The 22,924-nt window shown below is 60.2% G+C and carries 20 protein-coding genes; 7 read left to right on the top strand and 13 right to left on the bottom strand.

Features of this window, described 5'->3' with window-relative positions:
• The first annotated feature begins 571 nt into the window (after positions 1-571).
• Positions 572-787, top strand: a complete 216-nt coding sequence (locus PLANPX_RS20820; protein WP_172992217.1) for a DnaJ domain-containing protein — start codon at positions 572-574, stop codon at positions 785-787.
• A 94-nt stretch (positions 788-881) separates the two neighbouring features.
• On the opposite strand, the gene PLANPX_RS20815 is transcribed toward PLANPX_RS20820, so the two are convergent.
• From PLANPX_RS20815 to PLANPX_RS20805, 3 genes are all read right to left on the bottom strand, one after another.
• Positions 882-1,088 (bottom strand): hypothetical protein, encoded by a 207-nt coding sequence (locus PLANPX_RS20815; RefSeq protein WP_152100587.1) that lies wholly within the window; start codon positions 1,086-1,088, stop codon positions 882-884.
• A gap of 942 nt (positions 1,089-2,030) precedes the next feature.
• Positions 2,031-2,321, bottom strand: coding sequence for a barstar family protein (locus tag PLANPX_RS28525; RefSeq protein WP_152100586.1), 291 nt, complete (start codon positions 2,319-2,321; stop codon positions 2,031-2,033).
• 834 nt (positions 2,322-3,155) lie between these two features.
• Positions 3,156-4,943 (bottom strand): HDOD domain-containing protein, encoded by a 1,788-nt coding sequence (locus PLANPX_RS20805; protein WP_152100585.1) that lies wholly within the window; start codon positions 4,941-4,943, stop codon positions 3,156-3,158.
• Between the two features lie 548 nt (positions 4,944-5,491).
• On the opposite strand from PLANPX_RS20805, the gene PLANPX_RS20800 reads away from it, so the two are divergent.
• Both PLANPX_RS20800 and PLANPX_RS20795 read left to right on the top strand, forming a co-directional pair.
• Positions 5,492-5,935, top strand: coding sequence for an FAD-dependent oxidoreductase (locus tag PLANPX_RS20800; RefSeq protein ID WP_172992216.1), 444 nt, complete (start codon positions 5,492-5,494; stop codon positions 5,933-5,935).
• Positions 5,932-6,210, top strand: coding sequence for a Rieske 2Fe-2S domain-containing protein (locus PLANPX_RS20795; RefSeq protein ID WP_198421779.1), 279 nt, complete (start codon positions 5,932-5,934; stop codon positions 6,208-6,210). Before PLANPX_RS20800 ends, PLANPX_RS20795 begins: the two co-directional genes overlap by 4 nt.
• 320 nt (positions 6,211-6,530) lie before the next feature.
• On the opposite strand, the gene PLANPX_RS20790 is transcribed toward PLANPX_RS20795, so the two are convergent.
• From PLANPX_RS20790 to PLANPX_RS28295, 3 genes are all read right to left on the bottom strand, one after another.
• A complete protein-coding gene (locus PLANPX_RS20790) occupies positions 6,531-8,705 on the bottom strand; it encodes a recombinase family protein (protein ID WP_172992215.1) in 2,175 nt (724 codons plus the stop codon).
• Between the two features lie 427 nt (positions 8,706-9,132).
• Positions 9,133-10,476, bottom strand: coding sequence for a transcription termination factor Rho (gene rho, locus PLANPX_RS20785; RefSeq protein WP_152100582.1), 1,344 nt, complete (start codon positions 10,474-10,476; stop codon positions 9,133-9,135).
• 249 nt (positions 10,477-10,725) lie between these two features.
• Positions 10,726-10,857 (bottom strand): hypothetical protein, encoded by a 132-nt coding sequence (locus PLANPX_RS28295; RefSeq protein WP_261344405.1) that lies wholly within the window; start codon positions 10,855-10,857, stop codon positions 10,726-10,728.
• Positions 10,858-11,639: 782 nt separating this feature from the next.
• Between PLANPX_RS28295 and PLANPX_RS20780 the strand changes: the two genes are divergently transcribed.
• The gene (locus PLANPX_RS20780; RefSeq protein ID WP_152100581.1) at positions 11,640-12,902 is read left to right on the top strand and encodes a thioredoxin family protein; all 1,263 of its coding nucleotides are present in this window, start codon (positions 11,640-11,642) and stop codon (positions 12,900-12,902) included.
• A gap of 243 nt (positions 12,903-13,145) precedes the next feature.
• Here the strand turns inward: PLANPX_RS20780 and PLANPX_RS20775 are convergent, their stop codons facing one another.
• Positions 13,146-13,808 carry a tetratricopeptide repeat protein gene (locus tag PLANPX_RS20775; protein WP_152100580.1) on the bottom strand — a complete coding sequence of 221 codons (663 nt, stop codon included), beginning with the start codon at positions 13,806-13,808 and terminating at the stop codon, positions 13,146-13,148.
• Positions 13,809-14,023: 215 nt separating this feature from the next.
• Between PLANPX_RS20775 and PLANPX_RS20770 the strand changes: the two genes are divergently transcribed.
• Positions 14,024-15,205 (top strand): hypothetical protein, encoded by a 1,182-nt coding sequence (locus tag PLANPX_RS20770; RefSeq protein WP_152100579.1) that lies wholly within the window; start codon positions 14,024-14,026, stop codon positions 15,203-15,205.
• A 77-nt stretch (positions 15,206-15,282) separates the two neighbouring features.
• Here PLANPX_RS20770 and PLANPX_RS20765 read toward each other — a convergent pair whose 3' ends face one another.
• The 4 genes from PLANPX_RS20765 to PLANPX_RS20750 all read right to left on the bottom strand — a co-directional run bounded on the left by PLANPX_RS20765 (position 15,283) and on the right by PLANPX_RS20750 (position 17,480).
• Entirely contained in the window at positions 15,283-15,588 is a 306-nt protein-coding gene (locus PLANPX_RS20765) for a polyhydroxyalkanoic acid system family protein (RefSeq protein WP_152100578.1), read from the bottom strand.
• A gap of 205 nt (positions 15,589-15,793) precedes the next feature.
• Positions 15,794-15,994 carry a hypothetical protein gene (locus PLANPX_RS20760; protein ID WP_152100577.1) on the bottom strand — a complete coding sequence of 67 codons (201 nt, stop codon included), beginning with the start codon at positions 15,992-15,994 and terminating at the stop codon, positions 15,794-15,796.
• Positions 15,995-16,167: 173 nt separating this feature from the next.
• Entirely contained in the window at positions 16,168-16,941 is a 774-nt protein-coding gene (locus PLANPX_RS20755; protein ID WP_152100576.1) for a (5-formylfuran-3-yl)methyl phosphate synthase, read from the bottom strand.
• Positions 16,938-17,480, bottom strand: coding sequence for a hypothetical protein (locus PLANPX_RS20750; protein ID WP_152100575.1), 543 nt, complete (start codon positions 17,478-17,480; stop codon positions 16,938-16,940). Before PLANPX_RS20750 ends, PLANPX_RS20755 begins: the two co-directional genes overlap by 4 nt.
• A 184-nt stretch (positions 17,481-17,664) precedes the next feature.
• Between PLANPX_RS20750 and PLANPX_RS20745 the strand changes: the two genes are divergently transcribed.
• On the top strand, positions 17,665-19,281 hold the full coding sequence (locus PLANPX_RS20745) for a sodium:proton antiporter (protein WP_198421778.1): 1,617 nt from the start codon (positions 17,665-17,667) through the stop codon (positions 19,279-19,281).
• A 143-nt stretch (positions 19,282-19,424) separates the two neighbouring features.
• Complete coding sequence (locus PLANPX_RS20740) at positions 19,425-20,606, top strand: ribonuclease D (protein WP_152100574.1); 1,182 nt, start codon at positions 19,425-19,427, stop codon at positions 20,604-20,606.
• 110 nt (positions 20,607-20,716) lie between these two features.
• Here the strand turns inward: PLANPX_RS20740 and PLANPX_RS20735 are convergent, their stop codons facing one another.
• Together PLANPX_RS20735 and PLANPX_RS20730 are read right to left on the bottom strand one after the other, a co-directional pair.
• Positions 20,717-21,595 (bottom strand): DUF6655 family protein, encoded by an 879-nt coding sequence (locus PLANPX_RS20735; protein WP_152100573.1) that lies wholly within the window; start codon positions 21,593-21,595, stop codon positions 20,717-20,719.
• 187 nt (positions 21,596-21,782) lie between these two features.
• Entirely contained in the window at positions 21,783-22,856 is a 1,074-nt protein-coding gene (locus PLANPX_RS20730; RefSeq protein ID WP_152100572.1) for an anhydro-N-acetylmuramic acid kinase, read from the bottom strand.
• Positions 22,857-22,924: the final 68 nt, after the last annotated feature.

Below are 22,924 nucleotides of genomic sequence, written 5' to 3'. Positions count from 1 at the left end.
TCAGCAACGATCGTCTGCAGATTTTCCGCTGAAAACCCCTCTACGGATTCTTATCTGCAAGCTTCCAACTACGAACATCTGCGTGGCATTACTCCCGACAATTCTCGGGAAGATCGTCGAATGATTAGGCAGCCCTTGGTTGTCGGGTCATCTCGCGGTCACTTTCAATGCCCCGCGCCTGCCCACGGCGCCTTGCTACAATGATCTGGCCAAACTGACTGGGCGAGTCTAGCGACGCACAGAGGCGGAGGTCCACTCGCGAGAGGCTTCGAGCTTCTCAATTCCAGCTGGGGCAAGGACGGGGCGTCGCTGTTCACGGGAGAGCGCCGACGCCCCGCTTTTTCAGCCCTTCTGCTCGCACGGCAGCTCTCTCACTCTTCCGCGTGGCACAAGCATTGCATTGCTTGTTAAGTACCCACTCCCGGAGAATGTGATGCTCGGGCTAGAACTACTTCAACTGACGATCGTGTCAGCGATCGCTTTCGCATCGTTGGTACTACTCAATGCCATCCTGCGGCGTTACCGGGTGAGAACGCAGACAGAGGCAGTCAATCCAGCGGTCGAGCCAATTATGAAGACGGGATCGCCAGGCCAGTACGTTCCGAGTAGTTTTGACGCGCTCGGGCTTCACGCTGACGCAACTCCCGACGACGTGCTTTCCGCTTACCGATCGCTCGCAATGGAGGCGCACCCGGATCATGGCGGCGACTTGGAAGCGTTCACGCTGCTGCAGCAGAACTTCGAGCAGGCGATGGCGCACGCAGAGGGGCGGATCGCCCACGCCTAATAATAAGCTCGCTCGAAGCGCCTCGAAGAGTTCCGTCCAGTCGCGCCCAACGCAGTACGCTCGATCCTCTGCGACCGATTTTCGAGAAGCGCCACTAGTCGTTAGCTTGATGCTTCGACTGCCGCTTAGTCGCTCGCTGAATTACCCGCTCAAGGTCATCGCGGCTCATTGACCGCTGCTCGGCGAACTCGCGCCGCGTGATGCCTTCCGCTTGAGCTTCGCGCCAAACTCGGAGAATAACGGCATCTTCAGCTTCAGTGTTCAGATGAGGGCGGCCCGGCGCCCGACGCGGCATGTCCATGGCGATCCCTTTTGAAGTGAGGATACTAGAGAAATTGCAACTGCCGTGCCTAAACGCTTGGGCTATTCCCGCTGGTGATGCTTGGCTCGCAGCTTCAGCGCGTATTCGTACATTGGGCCGCCAATTGATGTGATTCCTTCTCTCGCAAACCGGTCGCGCTGAAGCTTAATGGAACTGCCCTGCGGGTTGGTGCCTCTGGGGCGACCGATGGTCAGTCCAGTCCGGAATGCTCCGAGCGGGGGGCTACCGGCTGGGCTGGCTATCAATTTTGACTATCATGTCGCCCAAAGCGATCGGTACTGACGGCGACCACGTTGAGACGCTATTCAATAGATAGGTACTGACGCGAAGTAGACTCGGCCGCTTGCGAATGTGGCGACTAGCGTCGAGGCGATTGAGTCGTTGTTCTAAGGCATCACAGGCCGACGTCGAAGCTTCAGAGCGGCCCACGCAGCCAAGAGCAGAACAAGCACAGGCATCCAGTAGAACGTCATCGCCGCTCGTCCAATAGCTTCGGCGCCATCGCTGTCAACCGCGCCCGGGCCCAGACCATCACGTAGAATCCAGCACAGCGGACCAACGCCGACCACCCAGAAGACTATTAAGGCGATGAGGAGCCTTGTCATAGTGCTTACCCGTAAGCGACTGGCCGGCGATCATGTCCCCCTCACTATATCCGCTAGTGAAGGGCAGGGCGAAAACTAGAGTCCAGATTCACGACTACTGACAACGGCAAGCAAGGCCGCGATTCCCATAAGCAAGGCGATGGTAATTATTGAGACTGGCCAAGTGAATCTTGCCATGATCGCCGGTGCGGCAATGACCGTTGCAACGATCGCGACGACAGCGAGCAGTGTTCGAATGCTGAACTGCGGATACTGCATGTTGGAGATCTATGTAGCGAAAGCAGACCTAGCTGGCGGATCCCGGGGCGGACGCTTGCTATAGGTATTCGATCTTAGCGGCGCGGTCTGGTGATTCGTGGAGCATATCTTCCAAACAACGATGAAGTTGCTCCGCCACTAGCGGAAGGCGAGACTTCAACGTATCCCAGCCGATTAGTCGCAGCGTTAACGGCATCGTGACATCCGTCGTGATATGGCCCCAAAAAGAATTCCAGGAGCGTTCCCACCTACCGGGGAATCGGAGTGCGAGGCCCAATCGGTCTAGCAATGCTTCCTCAGAGTCGACAGCGTCGACGGCTATCTCGATCAAGTGTGGGCGTTGGTCCATGCAAAGAGTCTCCCCAGTGAAACGGGACCTTAGATCGCCCCATTCTATTCGCGTCCGAGCCGACTTCCTACGACACCGCCATACCCATTTCTTATACTAGAGTTTGAAGAGAGGATGAGTCTAGCCGGCTTGGCATGCTTCGAAGCGGATGTCGTGGTGCAAACGTATCGCATACCCATCGTCGTTGCCGTTGTCTGGGCAAGCACCATCCTGCTTGCTGTGTGGTGCGGCAGCCTATCCGCCTCTGCGGGAACTCTACCCGACCGATGGGTGGGCATCGGGATGGTCTTCGGTTTGTTGAACGTCGCCCTGGTGATCATTGGTGCTTGGCATCTGCCCGGGAGGATGCCTCGGATTATTGCCCGTCTACTCCAACTGGTTGGCATGGCCGGCGCGTTCTGGGCTGCGGGCACCCTCACACGAGCGATCTACGCGCTAACCGCGTGAGTAAATGCAGCTGGCGAAAGGTTCACTATCCGCATCCGTCGGCGGTTAGAATGTTGGGATGGACTTCTTCATCAAGTTCGTTGTCGGCCCCGCCATTGTCGCAGTGCTCTTGTGGCCGCTAGTAATCAGCATCATCAATTCTAAAGATCCCCCTGCCTGATCCCGGCCGGGAATCTATGCCGAGAATGAGAAGGAGCGCCCCACCAGATTCGCTAGGTCCGCGGGCAAAGTTGAATTGTCAAAGATGAGCCAGGCTATGCGCACGGCTCGTCAGTTTCAATTTCTGGCGCCGACCACCGCAAAAACTCGTCCCGTTCGATTGCGTGCGGCAAAAGCCTAACCGAGGTTAGGCCGCTACTAGCAACATTCGACCATCGGCAGCAAACGTTAAGTAGCGTTGGAGACAAGCTGCGCGCACGGAGAGGTAGCTGTCCCGGCAGGCCATACTGATCGTGCGCTGAGGACCTTACCAAGCCAAGATGTGGCTTTTGGTACGGGCGGTGCAGAGGGTGCTGCGGACGTCGTCGCCATCGCTTCTCGAAGTCGTCCGCAGCTAATCGGCAGAGATGCATTGCAGGGGAACTGCGTAAGCGAATCCATTCGCTCGGCATTAGTAATCAGAATGGAATTCCGGTTGGCAAACACTTTACGCGCTTGTTTAGCCGAAATATTCAGCGCGTTTACGATTACCGGGATGTCGGCGTCTGCTCCGCCATCAACTGTGATCGCCTCGAATCCCAGGCTAGATAGCAGAGACAGTAGGAAATCAGAGGACGTGACGTCGGGGCGAATATAGTGGACACGCTTGAGGTCGCCTTCGGTCTGCAAGCAGCTAGGAGACGATGCTTTCGCTCGCGGGGAAAACTCCACAAGCTTGCGGACATCGGCCTTCGTCTGCTCGACGATCGCTAGCGGATCGGCAATCCGCAGTCTTTTCAGTGTTCCGGCGTCGGGTAGTTCCAACAAATCCCAATCATGCCATCCGCCGACCGCTAGCCGGCTGAGCAGAATTGCTTGCTTGAGTAGTTCGGCTTTCGTGCGAAGCGGCTCCGCGAGCCTTCTGAGTGATGAAGTTTCGTCGAATGCGAACTTTATCGGAAGGAAGACTTCGGGGCTGACGTTCCAGGCCGCTAACATATGGGCCAACACCTGAGCGTGCGTCGTTGGAAGGGCGCGTTTTTCTTGTTCGTTAAGCGATTCGCCCGTGCTACGACTGCGGTCGACCATCTCCTGGTATTCGTGCGGAAATAGCATTCCGAGAGCGACGCGCCCCAGCGGATGCATAATAGCGCTCAGGCATAGTCCATCCTCTACGGCCTGGTGACTGCCCGCCTCGATGAGCCGCTCCATGGCGATTCCAGCAGCCATACTGCGACGCCACGTTGTGTCCAGGTTGAGCCACGGCAGTTTCTCCTCAGTCACGCCGGCCATCGCGCTAGTGGCCAACGCCAATTCGCCTAGGCGCTGTTGGCCGATCATCAATACAGCGCTATCAAGCTGAAGTATCTGCCGTCCCCCATGATTATAGAGAGGGCTATTTGCCAGTCTGAGCACCGTCGCCGTTAGGGCTGCATCACGTTGGATTGCAGCGGCAATCTGCGACACGCTGCACTCGCAACTGCGGGTCATTTCGGCGACATCCAAAGCTGCGTCGGAAATTGGCAGTACGTCTGGTATTGAAACAAGTTTTCTGTGCAACTGATTGAGGCAAATTGGAAGGCGGGGCTCGCTTTCATCTTCAGCGGCGGCCTCCATGGCGATTGTATTGTCCTGGACAGCCGCGGGGCGGGCAGTTTTGAGAGTCAGCTTCACGTCCAGTAAAGCGCGAATCTTCCCTGCAAAGAACGCTCCATGCACTGGCTTGGCGAAGATGTCGTCGACGCCGCGCATTATCAAATCTTTCGTGAGACGAGCGTCGATCACATCCGTACAAACAACGATAATTGAACGGTCGGGAGCACCTAGAAGCTCCAGTACTAATGAGTACCCATTCTTTTGCGGTAATCGTAGGTCCGTCACAATCACGTCGAAGTGGCCTTCAGCGAGTCGCTCCTTCGTTTCGCGAACGTCACTGGCTGTGACGCATTGAAATCCATGCTGACGCAGGGCATGTGATCCCAATCGCTGCATCGAAAGATCGTCATCTACAATGAGTGCTCGAAAACCGTTCGCCATGGCGCTATTGCTCCAAGAGTTGACGGACTGCGGAAGTTCTGACTAGAAGCTAGAAGCCCGCATCTGCGGACCTGAGGTAACGAAATTCTCCACGGGCATCCGTTAAGGTCGCATGCGGCAATTTGCGCGCCGTGTTCGAGTGGATACGAGCTAGCCGATCAGAAGGCGATGCTTAAGCCGATCGTAGCGGTTACTCGGCCGGACTGAACACAACCACGACCACACTGCCCGCTTTGCGCGCCGTAAAATGCGACAATTTGAATTGTCGAAGCGCCTAATCCGTGAACGTCGACGAAATCGACTGGCTGATTAGAGGTCATAGTGATCTCTAATAAGACAGGCGGGGAGGGGTAGGAGACTTATCTGATCTGAGGATTTACTGAGTGCTAATATTGCGAGAGCTGTCCGCGCAGCCTCCGACTTAATCATATTGGTAGTTCAATTGCGCGACTTGCGGGCAGTCGGGCTTTAAGTGTGCTTTCTAAATTCTCCTCGGGAGGCGCTGCGCCCGGTTGAAGCCGCTGGCGCACAGTAGCGCAAGCGCTCGCGTGCATCTGCCCTGGATCGAACGCCTGGCTATTTATACAGACAGCAACTACTGGGACACGCTCGACGCGTACCACTACGTCCGCCTTCAGCCGCTTGATCAGAGTTACGACTTGCTAATCGTCGGCGGCGAGGATCATAAGTCGGGACAAGCGACCGACACGGAAGAACGTCACCATCGGCTAATCGACTGGGCTAGCAAACGGTTTCCGAAAGGCGACATCGAGTTTACCTGGGGCGGCCAGAGCATGGAGACGATCGATGGGCTAGCGTTCATCGGCCGTAACCCGCTTGATGCCGACAACGTTTACGTGGCGACGGGAGATTCGGGGATGGGAAATACTCACGGGACAATCGCCGGCATGCTGCTATGCGACTCATTCTCGGCCGCGAGAATCCGTGGGAGGCCCTTTATTCACCTTCACGCAAAGCACTGCGTGCGGTGAGCGAGTTCGCCAAGGAGAACCTCAACGTCGCCAACCAATATCTCGATTGGATTACGCCGGGCGAAGTAAAGTCGACGGACGAGATCGAGCCTGGCGAAGGAGCCATCCTGCGTCGTGGGATGACGAAGGTGGCGGTTTGTCGCGACGACGACGGCAAGCTCACCGAGGTGTCGGCGGTTTGCCCGCACCTGGGCTGCATCGTTCATTGGAACGGAGCGGAGTTGGGACTGTCCCTGCCACGGGTCGCGGTTCCACGCCGACGGCTAGGTGATTAACGGTCCAGCCAACCTTAACCTTGCGCCCTCAAGCGAAGAATAGTGCTGGACCGTGATAGTGTCGACCGCTTACAGCCATCAAACAATGCAGTGCGATTCTAAACAGCTGTATAGCATGCTGCGAATGCCTGCAAGTATTCACTCGCGACGAACTGAATCCATCCCAACAACTCCTGGCATGCCTAAGCCAATCGTCAATAGCTAAAAAATGGCCGACTTCAACCCGCAATCTTTGTCGGCCACTGACCGGAATCTCTCAGGACCCGGCTCGCTAATCACGCGATTGTTCCCCTTTCGCCAAAACGAATATACAAGCCATTTTACGGAATGTCGTTCTCTCGTTTTAGCCTGATCGATTTTCGGCGCACCCGGCCATCAGGCACCGGCAGCCCACGAGACTCGTGCCAGGTCACGACAGCAGCCCGAACAGTTTCTAGTCCGCATTCGAGGCGAGCTGCAATTTCTCGCACGGGAAGATCCAGCCCCCACAACTCCATGACCTGTTCGAGCAACTGATCGCTGGCGCGTTGCTTTGGCAGGCGTCCTCGGAGCGATCTTCCATCGGGTCGGGATACGCCATTGATTTCATGCCAGTGCTTCATAGCCTTGTCGATAACGGTGTAACTGCAGCCGTGCTTCGTTTTGATCTCGGCAATTGACAATCCCGCGTCGAAGTCTACTTTGATCTGCTCTGCTAGAGCCTCGTACTGGGGAGGCTCGCGAACATCCAACTCCACCTTGCACCCCTCAAGTTCCTTGAACACTAGATTCGCGGAGATTGTAGAACTGAGTACATTGTAAAGCTGAACATCGAATTTCAGGCGATGGTAGAATCGACTTCTACCTGGCGTTTTCACCTCATACGCGACAATTCGCCCATCGACCAAAGCTCGTAAGGCGGCATGCGCCGCGGGCCCCTTACTTGAAATAAGTTCGCGCATGTCCGACAGCTGGCTGATAATCCATTCTTCCGTCGGCGGGGCTACGGAAATGCATGACGCCGTGGACAGCTGAGCTAGCTTTTGCTGGAGAGCGTCTCGCTCAGCGCAGCGAGCGATTAACCGCTTTTTCAAATCGGGTGAATCCTCGGTTTCACACAAGTTCATTAATTTTTCGATCCGCCGTTTGACATCTCCTAGCTTTTGTTCGACCGCGAGTGTATTGGCCGGACCCGTCGCGGTGATCTCGCGCCACGCTTCTGCCGCTGAGTCTAGTAGCCCCTCGACCACAAGCGGGTCCGCCAGAAGTCGGTTTGTGATCTCGTTCAATAGTAGGTTTTCGGCAAGTTCACGGCGTAGGGTCGTCTTGCATGAGCACTCTCCAACCGCATACCCTGGGCATGCCATATATCGCGACATGTTGCCGCTTACTTGAAAGTTACGGCCACATTCGCCGCATACAATCAAGCCAGAAAGAAGATGCCGAGGCCACCGCTCGGACGCTTGACTAGTGGTCCCATTGAGGTGGCCTTTCTGCTTTCTTGAATTAGCATCGGTCTGTCGAACCGCTGCCAGGGCGGATGCACTCTCAGCGAGCAGCGCCTGTGCTTGCACGAAGGCCTCCTCGTCAATGATCTTCAGTCCCGGCAGTGTGCGATGCCATTTTTCGTACTCGACGGGAGAGCGATCGACTTGTCGGATTGCTCCAGAAATCGGATCGCGCTCATTCTTTCGTCGGCCCCAACTCCATTCGCCGATATACTTGCGGTTCGTGAGAACTCCTCGCAACTGCTGATGATGCCACTTTGGGGTTGAGCTGCGATGATCCTTCGGTGCGTTGTTTTTATTAAGCTCTCTGGTAATCCATCGCAGAGATCGACGCTCGACGGTAAACCATTGAAAGATGCACACTACCCATGCGGCATGCTCAGGGACGATGACGTATTTTTTCTTCGGCTTCGAGTTTTTACCTCGGCGATCTATTTGGTCAGCAAGCGGTTCAGACCCGTATCCAAAGCAGTAGTCCCCAACGCAAAGTCCATCCAGCACCACTCCTTCTTGGCCGCGGTGGACAAACTTCGCAAGCATCTTCAAGTACTGTTCATTCTGGACGCCCAAAATGACAGTGATGTATTCCCACTGCTGGTTGGTTTGAGTGTCGATTCCGTCGTCAATCGAAATGATCCGCACCTTATGACGGTAGACCAGTTCCTTGAGTGTATTGATGGTGAGCCCAACATCACGTGCAAGTCGACTGAGATTCTCAAAAAGCACAACCTTGATCTCGCCGCGTCGAGCCGCTGCCATCAATGCCTCGAAGCCCGCTCGATGGTGCTTCGCTCCGGAAATCGCCTCGTCACAGAACTCGAGGGAGCGATCGATTGCGAGCCCGAGCGATCCAGCTCGGTCTCTGCACTTGCGCTGCTGGTCGGTGATGCTGCGGGAGTCCTGTAAGTCAGATGAGTAGCGCGCATAGCTAGCTACGCCAGTTGCCGGTACATTGACATCGCCATCAGGCTCATTTGGATCAGCTGACCCACCTCGCCGTCGGGTCAACGCGCTGGTCTGGATCGGAACGCTACGATCGTCCTCAGGGCGCCCCGACTGTGCACAGAGTGTGCACGTGGCCATCGCAACGGCCGCCAACCAGCCCGCAACAACCGGTAACAACCGGCGATTCGCAAGTTGTTGAACTAGGGAGACTTGCTTCGCAAATGCCTGTAGCTGCGAGAGTTGCGTAATGAGGCTCGCGAGAGTCCCGTGCCCTCCGCTTTGTTAATCGGCGTCGCTCGGCGTCGAGCGTTGCCGAAAATCGCCTCTGATCCGAGGCCCTCCGGCGACTAGTCGTTTGTACGCTGATACGGCTCACTGCCGATCGGCGTGCCTCCGCGGCAAGTCAGTTGCGATTGCGCAGCCTTCTGCCCTCAAGCTGCTTTCGAAAAGCTTCGCAGCCGCAAATCGCCTCCGCCAGTTAACGGCGAGATCAGTCGACGCCGCCTTGAATCAGCGAGACGAACTCAGAGTTCGACTTGAACTTGCCAAGTTTGCTCGTCAACTGCTCCATGGCGTCGACGTGGTGCATCGACGAAAGCGTCCGTCGCAGCATCGTCGTGGCGTGCAGCATATCGGGCGGCAGCAGCTTTTCCTCGCGGCGGGTGCCCGATTGCTCGATGTCGATGGCGGGGTAGACGCGACGATCGGAGAGCTTGCGATCCAGCACGAGCTCCATGTTGCCGGTGCCCTTGAACTCCTGGAAGATGAGCTCGTCCATGCGGCTGCCAGTGTCGATCAGGGCAGTGCCGACGATCGTCAGCGAGCCCCCTTCTTCGAACGCGCGGGCCGTGGCGAAGAGCTTCTTCGGGATGTCCATCGCCTTGATGTTGACGCCGCCCGACATCGTGGCGCCGCTGTTGCCAACCCACTTATTGAAAGCGCGAGCCAAGCGAGTGATCGAGTCGAGCAGCAAGAAGACGTCCTTGCCCATTTCCGACAAGCGTTGAGCGCGGGCGATCGTCAGCTGGGCGAGGCGGACATGGCTTTCCACGTCCTTGTCGAGGCTGCTTGCAAAGACTTCGCCGTTGACGTTCCGACGCATATCGGTAACTTCTTCCGGTCGTTCGTCGATCAGCAGCACCATCACGGCAACTTCCGGATAGTTCTGCGAAACTGCTTGACTGATGTGCTGCATCAGCACCGTCTTGCCAGTTCGCGGCGGGGCGACGATGAGCGCCCGCTGCCCCTTGCCGAGCGGCGTGAGGAGATCCATCACACGCGTGCTGAGCGGCTGAGCGCCAGTTTCGAGTTGCAGCCACTCTTCCGGGTTGATCGGCGTGAGCTGCTCGAACGACTTGACGTTGAGGTAGTCTTCGGGGGCCATGCCGTCGACGTCGAGAATCTCGCGGAGGCGCGGCCCTTGTTGCTTGCGGTGGTGCTGAACCAACCCGCTGATGAGCACTCCCTCGCGAAGACCGAACTTCTCGATCATCGTGCCAGGGACGAACGGATCGGTCCGTTCGCGATTAAAATTGGTGGCCGGATCGCGGAGGAACCCGTAGCCGTTGGGGTGCATTTCGAGAATGCCCGAGCCGGCCGTCAGCGGCAGATAGTCGCCGTCGGGGCCGTCAAACTCGCGCCGCTGGTCGTTGTTGTTGAACTGTTGACGACGTCGTTGGCCCTGGCCGCCGCGGTTTTGTTGACCGCCGCCGTAGCCGCCGCCACCGCCGCGATTACGGTTGCCTTGGTAGCCACCGCCGCCGCCTTGTCCTTGGCCGCCATTGTTGTTGTTCCGTCCGCGGAATCGCCCGCCAGACCGTTGCTTCTTAGCCATGCGAAAGAAAATCCTAAATCCTGATCAGAAATGCCCGAAGACCGGGCGGCGTCGCAGGACGCCATGTGCCCTTTAATTGACTCGTTCGTCGACCAGACGTTCGTCGTGAATCGACGCCCCGCATGCGCTACAGCGCATCGCGGGAAAAGTTTGGCGGAGAGGCTGCCGCGGGAACTCTTGGCATCGCCGCTGCACCACTCCTCGTGCTTGCGAAGCTGAGCGATCGCCGACTTCAATAGGCCGCCAGGCTCAATCGCCGATGAAGACGCGGAGAGACGCCCAGAAAAAATGCGTCGGCTCTCGCAACTCGGCGGCCTTCGACTCGTGAAGGCCTGCTTCATCGGCGGGCGGCGCGATCGACGTGCCAGACGATCGACTCACCCAGTCGTATTGGCGTTCATCGCGGGCGGCAAGACTTCATGCCGATGCCTGCGTGAACGCCCAAAAAAATTGCACCCTGCGACGACTTGCTGCGCTGTTGCTGAATAGCGCCGCCGTCGCAGATCGCTTCACTGCGAACTGTGCTCGCCGGAATAATCCGAGCGAATGAATCTGCACCAAATCTGGCTGGGACCCACTGCTTGCGGGCGTCCTCTGACGTTGCTCGCTTACGGGAGCAGCTTGCAGATCGCGAACATTGGCTGGGCGACGCACCATGTGCCCGCACCCATCGCGACCCGATCCCCAGGCCCCGTTTACGCCTAACAAGCTGGCGTCGATCGGGGAGAGCCAAAGCTGGCTTCAAGAGCCTGCAGCAAACTTGCCAGCAGGGTTCTGAACTACGCGCTAATATTAGCCACGCCAAACCCTTTGTCAAGCTGGCTTAACGTCGACGACCGCGAGCCGCTCCCGCCCCCCCTTGCTGGCACCGACGGGCGGCCAAGTTGGCACGGCCGCCCCATAAGGAATCGGGCGCTGGCTGAGCGTACGGACGGCTGTAAGTCGTTGTGAATTATCTATTTGCGTCGGCGTTTGGAAGGCCGGGAATTAACCAATTCGCCTGCTCCCTTTCCAAGCGGCACGTTCGGCACGACCGGCGTACTTGGCAGAGTTTCCCAAAGTTACCTGGCCGCACTCGCCGATATTAATAGAGAACGAACGCTCCGTCCTGGATCGCGTCTCGCTCTTCGCCTCTCTTCATCAATACAGCGGATGGATTCGCAATGTTCAGCCGACTCTTCGCGCAGGGCGTCGTCGCTCAATTTGCCGTGGCGTCACTTTCGCTTGTGGCGTACGCCCAAGCGCCGTACGGCCAGCAGCAAGCCGCTCCGGGAGTGAACTGGCGGACCAATCTCGACGCCGCCAAGGTTGAGGCGGCTCAATCGAATCGCCACTTGCTTCTCCATTTTACGACGCGCACGTGCGGTCCCTGCAAAGCGCTCGATCAAACTGTCTTCAATCAGCCGCAGGTTGCCGCGGCAATCGAACAGCAGTTCGTCCCCGTGCGGATCGACGCCGATCTGGAACGGGCCATGGCCGGTCGTTACCAAATTGATCGCGTACCGACGGAGGTGGTCATTACTCCGGACGGCACGCCGGTCGCGAAGCCGCCGATTCCGGACAAGCCGGACGCGTATGTGGCGCAGCTGCACGGGCTCGCTCAGCACCTGCAGCAATCGCAGGCTCCGAGAAATTCGGTCGGAACGAACCCGGCCTACGCAAGTTTACCGGGCGGGGTTCCGGTAACTCCGGCGGCTGCGATGCAAGCCGCTCAGCAATCGGCCCCAGCGACGCCTCAAGCGCAGGTGAATCCCTATGCGACGGCGCCAGCGAATCCGCAAGTGCACGGGCAAGCCCAGAACGTGTACGCCGCTTCGGCGCAGACCGCCGCAGCGCCGATCACGCCCACGCCGAACGTTTCTCCGACCAACGCGCCGGTCGCTCAGCAGCCGTCGATGACTCCGGGCGCCGGAATGCCGAGCAGCTATCCGAACTCGCAGCAAGGAGCGCCGGCCGCCGTCGCCGCCGCTAGTCAGATGGTTGCGACCAAACCCGCGCCGCCGGCGGTGAAGAAGCCGACGCAAGCCGACTTGCCGCCCGGCTCGCCCTCGCTCTGCTTCGATGGCTACTGCCCGGTCTCGCTGAAGACGCTCAACAAATGGGTGGTCGGCAGCCCTCAGTTTGGCGCGGTTCATCGCGGTCGCACCTACTTGTTCGCCGGCCCGCAACAGCGTGAGCAGTTCCTGGCCGCCCCCGATAGCTACAGCCCGGTTTTTGCGGGCAAGGACCCCGTGCTGCTGCTTGAGAATCAAGTCTCGCAAGACGGCGTCCGCGACTTCGGCTTCAAGTACGGCGACGAGTTCTACCTCTTCTCGTCGAAGGAAACGATGCAGAAGTTCCAGGCCTCGCCGCAGACGTATTCGGCGGGCGTGAAGCAGGCGATGAGCCAGCTCAACACGGCGGGCGACGGGGTGATTCGTCGCTAACGGCGTTCACGTGGCTGAATTCGCGGCAATTGCGTGCGAGCGTTGACGTCTGACATCGAACAGGCCTAGGCTCAGATCGTGGAGCCCTTTCGGCAATCAGCGCCGCTGGCTAACTGGACCAAAGACTCAGTCTGTTCGCGGTCGTGCGGCTCGAGCGCGCGATGCCTACCGTAAGCGACGCGTCGAGAGGGCTCCATTTTTTGCACGCGATTAAGCGTGAGCTGCGCGCCAGAGGCGGTGCGATCACTGATTTTTCAGTGCGCGTTGCAGCTGAATAACCCGAGCGCGGACCTCTTCCATGTTCGGATTGAGTCGTAACGCGCGGCGGAACGATTCGAGCGCCGCGACGAGATTCTGCTGCATCTCGTACGCCTCGCCCATCACTGCCGCCGCTTGGAAGTGGTACGGGTTGATTTCTAGGGCCTGATGGCAATCTCGCGTTGCAGCGTCGAACTGCCCCAGGTGGAAGTAAGCCTTACCTCGCTGGAACCAGCTCTGAGCGATCCAGGGTGCATCCTGGATGATCTTGCCTGCCAGCATCGACGCCCGGTCGTAATCGCCGTCGTCGAGCTGCTCGCCTACGGCCGTGAGTCGCCGCTGATGAATGGTTAACCCTACGCGATTCCACACCAGACCAATGGCGTGTTCCGCGAGCGTACGGACGCCGCGATCCAAGTCGATCATCGCGCGACCGAGGACCGAATTCGATTGGTAATCGCTCAAACGCCCCAGCGCCAGCACGGCGCCGCGTCGCGCCATCCGCTCGCCATTGAGCGCAAGACGCTCGAGCGTGCCGATGAAATAACGCTCCGACGTAAGCCGTAGGAACTGCGCGATGTCGTGGTCGTCGAGATACTGCTCGAAGAAGTCGACTAACAACGGGCCTTGGCGAAAATCATCGTTCACGGCGAGTACGCTGCAATTCGAGGAGCGGGGATCGTCGCAAAAAACGCTGGTTTTCGCCGACGCGCAGCGAAATCCGATGAGACGATAAACCTGAGTGTAATTGCAAACTCAATTTGCTCAACGAGAATGTAGAAAACGGATATTTGCCCCCAACGGCGGTATTGACGCCGTTGAAATGCGAATTACTTCGCCCCGCCTTGGACGTGATTCATCGGATGTATTTGGAGTCTTTCAATCGTTGCCGTCTACGTCTTCTGATCGTCGGCCTTGCTTGCGCGGCGACGATCGGCGGCGACTCGGCGTGCGCTCAGGCGGCCCGCAGCGGGGCGGGGCGCGCGGCGCAACAACTCTCACAACCGGTCTCACTGACATGGCAAGAAGTGCCACTGGCGACCGCGATCAAACGTCTTGCCGCAACGCAGTCAATCGCCGTGTGGCTCGATCGTCGCATCGATCCGAGCACGCCGATTAATCTCACGGCCGCTGATCAGCCGGTCAGCGAAGTGCTCGATGCGCTGAGCGAGCAGGTCGGCGCTGCGGCGGTCCCGTTCGCAGGGATTGTGTACGTCGGTCCGCAACAATCGGCAGACGAACTGACGACGCTCGCTGAACTCGCGCGCGAGCCGCTCACCAAGGCGCCTGCCGCTGTTCGCAATGCTTGGCTCAAGCCGGCGCCTTGGTCGGCGCCTCGACTGAGCCAGCCACGCGCGCTGTTGACGCAACTCGCCGCGGAGGCCGAGGCGAGTGCGCTTCACGCCGATCGCATTCCGCACGATCTCTGGCCCGCGCGAGAGTTGCCGACGCTCGCCGCCATCGATCGGGCGGTGCTGCTGTTGGCGGGGTTCGATCTCACCTGCCAGCTCGGCGTCGATGGTCGGCAGCTCGACGTTGTGCCGATCGAGCGGCCCGTCGCCGTTAGCCGCGAGTATCGCATCGCCCCCTCCCGCGCGGCGGCGTTCCAGGAACAGCTCGCGCAGCTTCCTACTGCGAAAGCCAGCGGCGATGGAAGTCGGCAGACGGTGGTCGCGCGAACTGAAGATCACGACCTATTGCGTGCGGCGCTGGCGGGGCGACCGACCGGAAGTGCCGGAGCGACGCGTGCTGCGCCGACGCGGCGGCCTGCGAGGTCGTCGAGCGGCAGCGCACTCGACGACCGGCGGTTCACGCTGACGATCGAAAACAAGCCGCTCGCGGCCGTGCTCGCGCAGTTGGCGTCGCAACTGCAACTACAAATTGACTGGGACGCGGCGATTCCGGAGACGGCAGAAGGTCGCAACGTCCTGGTGTCGTGCCAGGTCGACAAAGCGAATCTCGACGATCTACTGCGAGCGCTGCTCAATCCCGCGGGATTCGCTCACGAGCGGAGCGACGCGGCGATCTCGATTCGCCGGCAGTAAATCCCCGCTAGGGATCGCTCACGCAGAGGAATCGGAAGTAGGCGCCGAAGTACAAGTCGCGAGCGACGAGCGATCAGTTAGGCACGCATCAACCGCGCCAGTTGCTCTTTCACTTCGCCTTCGATCTTCCCTTTGAACATCATCGCCGTCAGCGGGATTTCGCCCTTCACGTCGAGTTTCTGATCAAGGGCCTCGATCGCGCCGGCAATCTTAAAGCCGAACGTCTTGAAGCCGAACGACAGTTTGTTGCCGGCCCAACTCTGGTCGAGATCGCTCACTTTGTCGCCAAATCGGGCTTGCAGCGACTCGACGAACCGCTCCAAGCGGGACTTCGCCTCATCGGCGGAGAGAGTATGAGGGATTTCTACGTGAAACTTCGGCACGCGGTCGGCTCCTACGAATCTCGCCCGCTTCGCCGTTCGTACGGGAAGCGGATCGCAAGCTGGCTACGAAACTGGCGTACGAACGACGCCTTCAACGCCATCTAATCATACGTAAGGTTGCGGCGCACGGTTAGAGGGACTTTTGGCGGGCGGCGAGTGAAACACGCCGCCATTGAATTCCGGCTTAGCGGCAGAGGCCTCGGCGTCACGCCTCGCAATCGTCCAGATCGGTCCGATCATGGCCATGCCACAGAGGCAGGCCGGCGCGAACCCGCTCGGCGAGCACTTCCAGTTTTTCGTCAGTTCCAGGCATCGCCCGGGTTGAGTCGAACCGCTTTTCCTCAATCGACTCTGGCTCGAAATCCCACTGGCCCTGCTTGATCGCTTCCAATACCGACTTTGGCACGTCTTGATCTCCCCCCACGAGAAATCCGATGAGATCCACGACGGATGGTGACAGACATCCTCCAGGACGTCTGCCCGTCAATATGGCGGAACCGCGCGGGGTGTCAAGGAAATAGGTTTCAGGCCGAAAAATGCCTTAGTAGCGCGACAGTTGTCGCAGGCCGTGGCGGCCATTTAGCCCCGACCGCTTGCGGCGGGATTTTGGAGATCGAGCGTGGCGGGAAGACCGCGGGGACGAGCCCCGCGGCTCGCTGGAGAGTTGGCTAGGAGGCGTTGCAGTGCGGCGACGCATGGTGCGCGCACGACGGCGTTGCGATTGCCGCCGCATGCCGCACTACGGACGGCGACGACGTCGATGACTTCAAGCGGCAGCGCCTCGATCGTCGCCGGCGTGAGTCGACCCGCGGCGGCTGTCGTCATGCCGAGCTGCTGAGCGCGAGCAAAGAGCGATTGAATCGCCGCCGCATCGAGCAGTTCTAAGAGTGTGCCGCTACTCTTGTCGAACGTATCAACGAGCAGCCAGCGAGCCCTGGCCGTTGCGGCAGCTTCCAGCACATCGAACGGGATAGGAGAGTGCGCGCGATCGGCGTCGGCGTAAGCGACCGCGACGAGTTTCTTGCCGGCGTCGACGATCTCGCGCTGTGCAACGAGCCACGCTTGTCGCCAATCGCCGTCGTTGCACGCCGACAGGCCCAGCTTCAGTTGTGTGACGCCGTCGACCGCGAGCAGGTCTCGCGCCGGTGAGTGCGGCCAATCGAGCAACTCGCCCGCCGCCGCCGAGAGCGAAGCCCGACCCGCGACGACCTCGGCGACGCCGCGAGCGACGGTCGCCGTCACCGCGCCGAGCGGACCGTTGGCCGGTTCTTTGAGGTCGATCCAATCGGCGCCGCCGTCGAGCGCGGCTTGCGCTTCGGCCGCGTCGCGCACGCTTACCAGCAGCTGCGTCACGTCGCCTCTCCTGCTGAGGCCGCGGCCGCCTCGCGCAACTCACGCAGCCGCCGGTTCAATCGCCGAATCACGTCGACCGTCAGCGGTTCGCACCACGTCCCGCGGATCGTCACGTACCCTTCACACCATTGACCGAGAGCCGGTTTCACCTCGACGCGTGACCACTCAGGCGCCTTTTCGGACAAACGCGCCACGAGATTGACGCACTCGGGGACTTCGGAGTGGATCGTCGGCAAGTGCGCCGGTCCTTGCCCCAGAAAAAAAGCTTCGACTACTTCAGCAGGGACGGCTGCGGGGGCGCTCCCGCGCAGGTTGAACAGAACTTTGCCGTCGCGGTACGCGATCCGCGGCCGGCGCAACTCGACCGCCGCGGCGCCGACCATCAGGAGTGCGAGCAGGGCCAGCAGGCCCGCGAGAAGTTGCGCCACGAGCGACTCAAACTTCCACACGACGAACAATGCCAATGCACTCACGGCGGCGAACGTCGCAAGCGTCGACCAAAGTGCGCGGCGATTGGGATGAAGCCAAATTTCAGTCATCGGGAGCGAAAGCCGACGGGGCGTTGTGCTGGGCGAGTCGAAAGGCCACAGGCGAAGTCTAGCGGAAATTGCCGCCGATCGCAGGCGGTTAGGGGCATGGACTCTCGCTGTAATTCAATTTACCTTTGCGTTCTGATCAAGAACGGTCGTACGTCGGCGGCGAGAATGAATTGGAAAATGCAGGATGACGACACACGCCGAAACGCCGCTGTCGAGCGAACGCAGCAAGATGTTGTGGGCGATTCTCGCTATGCTTGCCCTTTACGGGACGAGCTTCGCCGTCGGTCTGCCGCAGGGTTGGACGGTCGCCGCGCTCGGCGGTCATCATGCGGAAGAGCCTGCTGTTGATGGGACAGCGGACGCTCATAAAGGCGCCAATGATGTGGAGCACGCCGCGGACGCGCATCACGCTGGTTCGCCGCCCCCCCTCTGGACGGTCGCGCCGTTCGTGCTGCTATTGGGGGCCATCGCGACGTTCCCGCTGATCCACGCGACCGAGCATTGGTGGGAGCACAATCGCAATCGCTTCATCGTCGCGGCAGGCTTGGGCGCGCTGACGCTTGCTTACTATGCATTCCTCCACCACGAGCCGGTCGAAGCCCACTGGCCGGGCCATGCGATCGTTGCCGCGCACGACGGCAGCGTTTTTCAAACAGAGTTCGTCGCGACGATCTTCGGCAACGCATTGCTGCAAGAGTACATCCCTTTCATCGTGTTGTTGTTTAGTCTCTACACGATCGCGGGAGGCATCCGCATCACGGGCGATCTTGAGGCGACGCCAACCACTAACGCGACGGTCATGCTGATCGGCGGGCTGCTCGCCAGCCTCATCGGCACCACTGGGGCGGCGATGCTGCTCGTTCGCCCGTTGCTCGAAACAAACCACCAGCGGAAGCACGTCGCCCATACGGTCGTCTTCTTTATCTTCATCGTCTGCAACTGCGGCGGCTGCCTGCTGCCGATTGGCGACCCGCCGCTGTTCCTGGGATACCTACAAGGCGTCGATTTTTTCTGGACGCTCAACCTGTGGCCTGAGTGGCTCTTCGTGAACGGCATGTTGCTCGCCGTTTACTGGTCGATGGACCAGTTCTATCACCACCCGCGTGAAACGGTGCGGGACATCGAACGGGACGTCACGCGGCTCCACCGACTCCGCGTCAGCGGTCTGAAAGTTAACGGCTTATTGCTGGTCGGCGTCGTCATTGCCGTGGCGATGCTTGATCCGAGCAAGGCGTTTCCGGGAACCGATTGGCACCCGTGGCTTTACTTCCGCGAAGCGGTGCAGTTGGCGCTCGTGGCGATGTCGCTCGCCATTGGGCCGCGCGAGTCGCGATTGGCGAACCGTTTTACATATGACGCCATCGTCGAGGTGGCGGCGCTGTTCGTCGGCATCTTCGTCTGCATGCAGCCCGCGCTGCAGATTCTGAAAGCGAACGGCACCCACTTGGTGGAACGCTTCGATATGGGCCCCGGGAAGTTCTTTTGGGCGACCGGCACGCTGTCGTCGTTTCTGGACAACGCCCCGACGTACTTAGTCTTCTTCCAAACGGCCCAAGATCCGGAACTGGCCGGCGGACCGACCGCCGGCGTGCCAGAGCCGCTGCTCGCGGCCATCAGCCTCGGCGCCGTGATGATGGGCGCGATGACCTACATCGGCAACGGCCCGAATTTCATGGTGAAGGCGATCGCCGAGAAGTCGGGGGTTAAGATGCCGAGCTTCTTCGGCTACATGGGATATAGCGTGCTGATTCTGCTCCCCATCCTGGGGCTGATGGATTGGATTTTTATCCTGCGGCCATGAGTCCGAGCGCGCTTGGCGCTCCGCCAATCGGCGTGGCGCTCGCACAATCGCAGCTTTTCGCGGCCCGCCCATCTATTTAGAATGGTGGTTTCCCGCCCCCGGCCGCCCGCGGTCGCTCTCAGCCCTTTCCGAACTGCTCGCCCGTGCCTGCCCCCATCGTCACCAAACAACGCGATCTCGACGAGCTCTCCGAGCGTCTCCAGGCCGCCCCGATTATTGGATTCGACACCGAGTTCGTCTCCGAAGATACGTTTCATCCCGAGCTTTGCCTGATTCAGGTCGTGAGCCCCGACGAGATGGCGGTGATCGACCCGCAGACCGTCGACGTTTTGCCGTTCTGGAAGGCGGTTGCCGCGCGGGAGAAGACGACAGTTTTCCATGCCGGGCGTGAGGAACTCAGCTTCATGCTCCGTGCCGTGGGGTCGATCCCGCAGCGGAGCTTCGACGTCCAGTTCGCCGCCGGGTTCTGCTCAAACGAGTTCCCCGCCTCCTACGGATCGGTCGTCGGCAAGTTTCTCGGCAAGCAGCCGATGAAGGGGGAGCAGCGAACCGACTGGCGCCGCCGGCCGTTGACCGACGCCCAAATCAACTACGCGCTTGAAGACGTCCGCTACCTGCTGCCGCTGTTCGAGCGGCTGACGGAGATCCTCAACAAGCGCGGCCGGCTGATGTGGCTCAAAGACGAGCTTGCCAGTTGGCAGCAATCGATCGTCGAAGCCCAGGACCGCAAAGACTGGCGGCGGGTCTCGGGGATCGGCACGCTCAACGCCCGCAACCTCGCGGTCGTTCGCGAGCTGTGGCTATGGCGGCAAGAGGAAGCCCGGAAGCTCAACCAACCCCCGAAACGCTTGTTGCGAGACGATCTCCTCGTCGAAATCGCTAAGCGGAAGACCGATCAGCCTGATCAGATTCTCGCCATCCGCGGATTGCAGCGGAGCGATCTCCGCCGTAAAGCGAGTGAACTGGCTGACTGCGTGCGGCGCGGGCTTGATGCGCCGCTCGAACGGGGCGAGCGCCTGACGCAGCGGGAACCGCCGCCGCAGCTCAACCTGCTGGGGCAGTTCCTCACGCCTGCCCTCACGTCCATCTGCCGCCAGAACGAAGTTGCCGCGAGCATGGTCGGCACGGCGACCGACGTGCGCGAGTTAATTGCCTATCGCTACGGCTTCGGCGGCATCGACCCGACTGAAACGCCTGTCTTGCTGAAAGGCTGGCGAGCTGACCTCGTCGGCAACTTGCTTGATGATCTGCTCAGCGGCAAGAAGTCGATCCGCATCGCCGATCCCAAGAACGAAGACCCGCTCGCCTTCGACGCCGTCAAGTAGCCGCGGGGCAACGACCCGCCGGAGCGGCGCTTAATGGGGAATGCTGAATGTGGAATGGCGTGGTGAAGTCATTCCTTCCCCACTCCATTCCACATTCCCCATTAGTTTCATCACCCCGCAGTCGTCGCCGGATCCTCGCCGCCTTCCGCGGGCTTCGGCGCCTCGGCAATCGGTCGCGCCGGCGGCGGCAGAACAGGCGGTCCGCCTCCCTGGTCGAGAGGCAGTTCCGCCGACGCTTGTACGACGCCACTCGGCGCACGATGTTGAATCTGCGGCGGGGCGCTGGCGAAGACCGCTTCCGCTTCCACCTCAACAGGCGCCTTGGCGTTGGCGTCCTCGTCTTTCTTCTTTTCGATGCCGGCGAAGCGCGTTTCGTCGTAGATCGTTCCTTTCTGGAACGGCCCGGCGCCAAAGAGCCAAATGTCGTTGGCCGTGCTCTTGTTCATCGCCATGCCCGACTGCCAAACCGGTTCGCCCGTCTCGCGGCGATAGGCGAACACGGCGATCTTGGCCACGCCCATCTGGTCGCGGCGTTTGGCGAAGGCGATTTCCGGCACCGACGACGGCAACACGCTGCCCGTGGCGAGTTGCGGCACGCTGAATGCCGGAATGCCGAACATGAGGTCGTGGTTGTCGGTGCCGATCACGCCGACGCGCGGCTCGATGATGTATGTCGCATCCTCGCGTTTGTCCTTCATGACGCAGCCGCTCGCGAGCAGATGCTGCCGCATGCAGCTAATTAAGTAGCCTTTGTCGACCACGTCGCCCATCTGCGCGGTATCGAAGAAGACGTTCTCGCCAGCCAGCACTTTGAAGTTGATCTGCTGCACCGTGCGGTCGACGGCGTCGGAGATGAGCAACTGTTCGGTCGCCGTGCGGGCCGTATTGCTGGTGCGCGTTGTGCCGCAACCGCCAGCCGTGCAGACGACGAGCAGCACCATGGCCATCGCCAGGCGGTTCGAGTTGCAGCGGAGCGACCGCGCGTGCATGGGGAAGGAAGGGGTTCGGGCGTGTGCGAAGGACGAGGACCGTCTCGGCCTTCGTTTGAGGCGGGGAACTATAACGGCCCGCCGCCCGCAGCCAAACCCCAGAACCGCTAGCACCGCCCGCGCATCCTCGTGCACGGCCGCTAGCACGCGTTTACACCCTATATCTAGCCGAAAAGCCGGACTTGGTTTAACCGAACTTCGTCGCGGTGCCGCCGCTGAGCGGGGCGTCGCAACCTGTCGTTTCGGGGATCGTCAGCGGCAGGCCGCGTTGGTGCCGGACGGCGAGCCAAGCGAAGCACTCCGCCTCGAGGGTATCGGGGTTGAGCCCAAACTCGCTGACGTTCTTCAACTCGCCCAAACGCTCGCTGAGTTGCTTCATCAGGAATGGATGGTGGACGCCGCCGCCGGTGACCCAGGTCTTCTTCGGCATCGCCGGCAGCCGCTTCACGGCGCGGAAGACGGCCTCGGCGGTGACGGCGCACAGCGTTGCGGCCCCATCTTCGACGCTCAACGCAGAGACGTCGACGTGGTCGAAGTCGAACCGGTCGGCCGACTTCGGCAGCGGCAGATCGAAGAACGGCGAGTCGAGCGCCTGTTCTACAGTCGCCCAATCGACCTTGCCCGCCAGGGCGAGGTGGCCGTCGCGGTCGTGCGGCAAGTCGGCCATCGTTTGGGCCCACTCGTCGATCAGGCCGCAGCCCGGTCCGGTGTCGCCGGCGATGATCTCTTCCTTCTCGCCGAGCCAGGTAACGTTCGCCACGCCGCCGAGGTTGAGGACGACGGTCGGCCGCGGCTCCTTGCTAAACAGGGCGCGATGGAACATCGCCACCAGCGGGGCGCCTTGGCCGCCGCCGGCGATATCGCAGCGACGGAAGTCGCTGACTACCGGCACCTTCAGGTCGCGGGAGAGGATCCAGGGATTCCCGATTTGCATCGTGATCCCTTCGCTCGCCGAGTGGCGGACGGTGTGGCCATGAAATCCGACGACCTCGACCTTTTTGGCGAGCTTGGGATACTCGGCGAGAAGTTTGCGGACGGCCTCGACGTGGTGCTCGGAGATCTCTTTCTCGACGCGGAGCATTTCCGAGATCGGCACGTCGTGCTGCGAGGTCTCGAGCAGTCGGCCGCGGAGATCCTCGTCGTAGGGGAGGGTGATCCCCCCCAGGAAGCCGATCTTGTTCTCGCCATCGGTCTCAAGCAGGGCGGCGTCGACGCCGTCGCCGCTCGTGCCGCTCATCAGTCCCACCGCAACGGTCGCCATAGCGCCAAGTCCTTGCCGCGTGTGAAGTTCAGTGCTCCCCGGCTCCCGGAATCGAGGGGATTCCCCGA

This window comes from Lacipirellula parvula (genome assembly GCF_009177095.1).
GTDB lineage: Bacteria > Planctomycetota > Planctomycetia > Pirellulales > Lacipirellulaceae > Lacipirellula > Lacipirellula parvula.
This window is presented reverse-complemented; position numbering and strand designations above follow the sequence as displayed.

Excerpts from the sequence above, each read along its gene's own strand:
- PLANPX_RS28525 (WP_152100586.1), bottom strand. The coding sequence starts at position 2,321 with ATGGACCAACGCCCACACTTGATCGAGATAGCCGTCGACGCTGTCGAC.
- PLANPX_RS20805 (WP_152100585.1), bottom strand. The coding sequence starts at position 4,943 with ATGGCGAACGGTTTTCGAGCACTCATTGTAGATGACGATCTTTCGATG.
- PLANPX_RS20750 (WP_152100575.1), bottom strand. The coding sequence starts at position 17,480 with ATGACTGAAATTTGGCTTCATCCCAATCGCCGCGCACTTTGGTCGACG.
- rho (WP_152100582.1), bottom strand. The coding sequence starts at position 10,476 with ATGGCTAAGAAGCAACGGTCTGGCGGGCGATTCCGCGGACGGAACAAC.
- PLANPX_RS20730 (WP_152100572.1), bottom strand. The coding sequence starts at position 22,856 with ATGGCGACCGTTGCGGTGGGACTGATGAGCGGCACGAGCGGCGACGGC.
- PLANPX_RS20735 (WP_152100573.1), bottom strand. The coding sequence starts at position 21,595 with ATGCACGCGCGGTCGCTCCGCTGCAACTCGAACCGCCTGGCGATGGCC.
- PLANPX_RS20780 (WP_152100581.1), top strand. The coding sequence starts at position 11,640 with ATGTTCAGCCGACTCTTCGCGCAGGGCGTCGTCGCTCAATTTGCCGTG.
- PLANPX_RS20770 (WP_152100579.1), top strand. The coding sequence starts at position 14,024 with ATGTATTTGGAGTCTTTCAATCGTTGCCGTCTACGTCTTCTGATCGTC.
- PLANPX_RS20815 (WP_152100587.1), bottom strand. The coding sequence starts at position 1,088 with ATGGACATGCCGCGTCGGGCGCCGGGCCGCCCTCATCTGAACACTGAA.
- PLANPX_RS20745 (WP_198421778.1), top strand. The coding sequence starts at position 17,665 with ATGACGACACACGCCGAAACGCCGCTGTCGAGCGAACGCAGCAAGATG.
- PLANPX_RS20820 (WP_172992217.1), top strand. The coding sequence starts at position 572 with ATGAAGACGGGATCGCCAGGCCAGTACGTTCCGAGTAGTTTTGACGCG.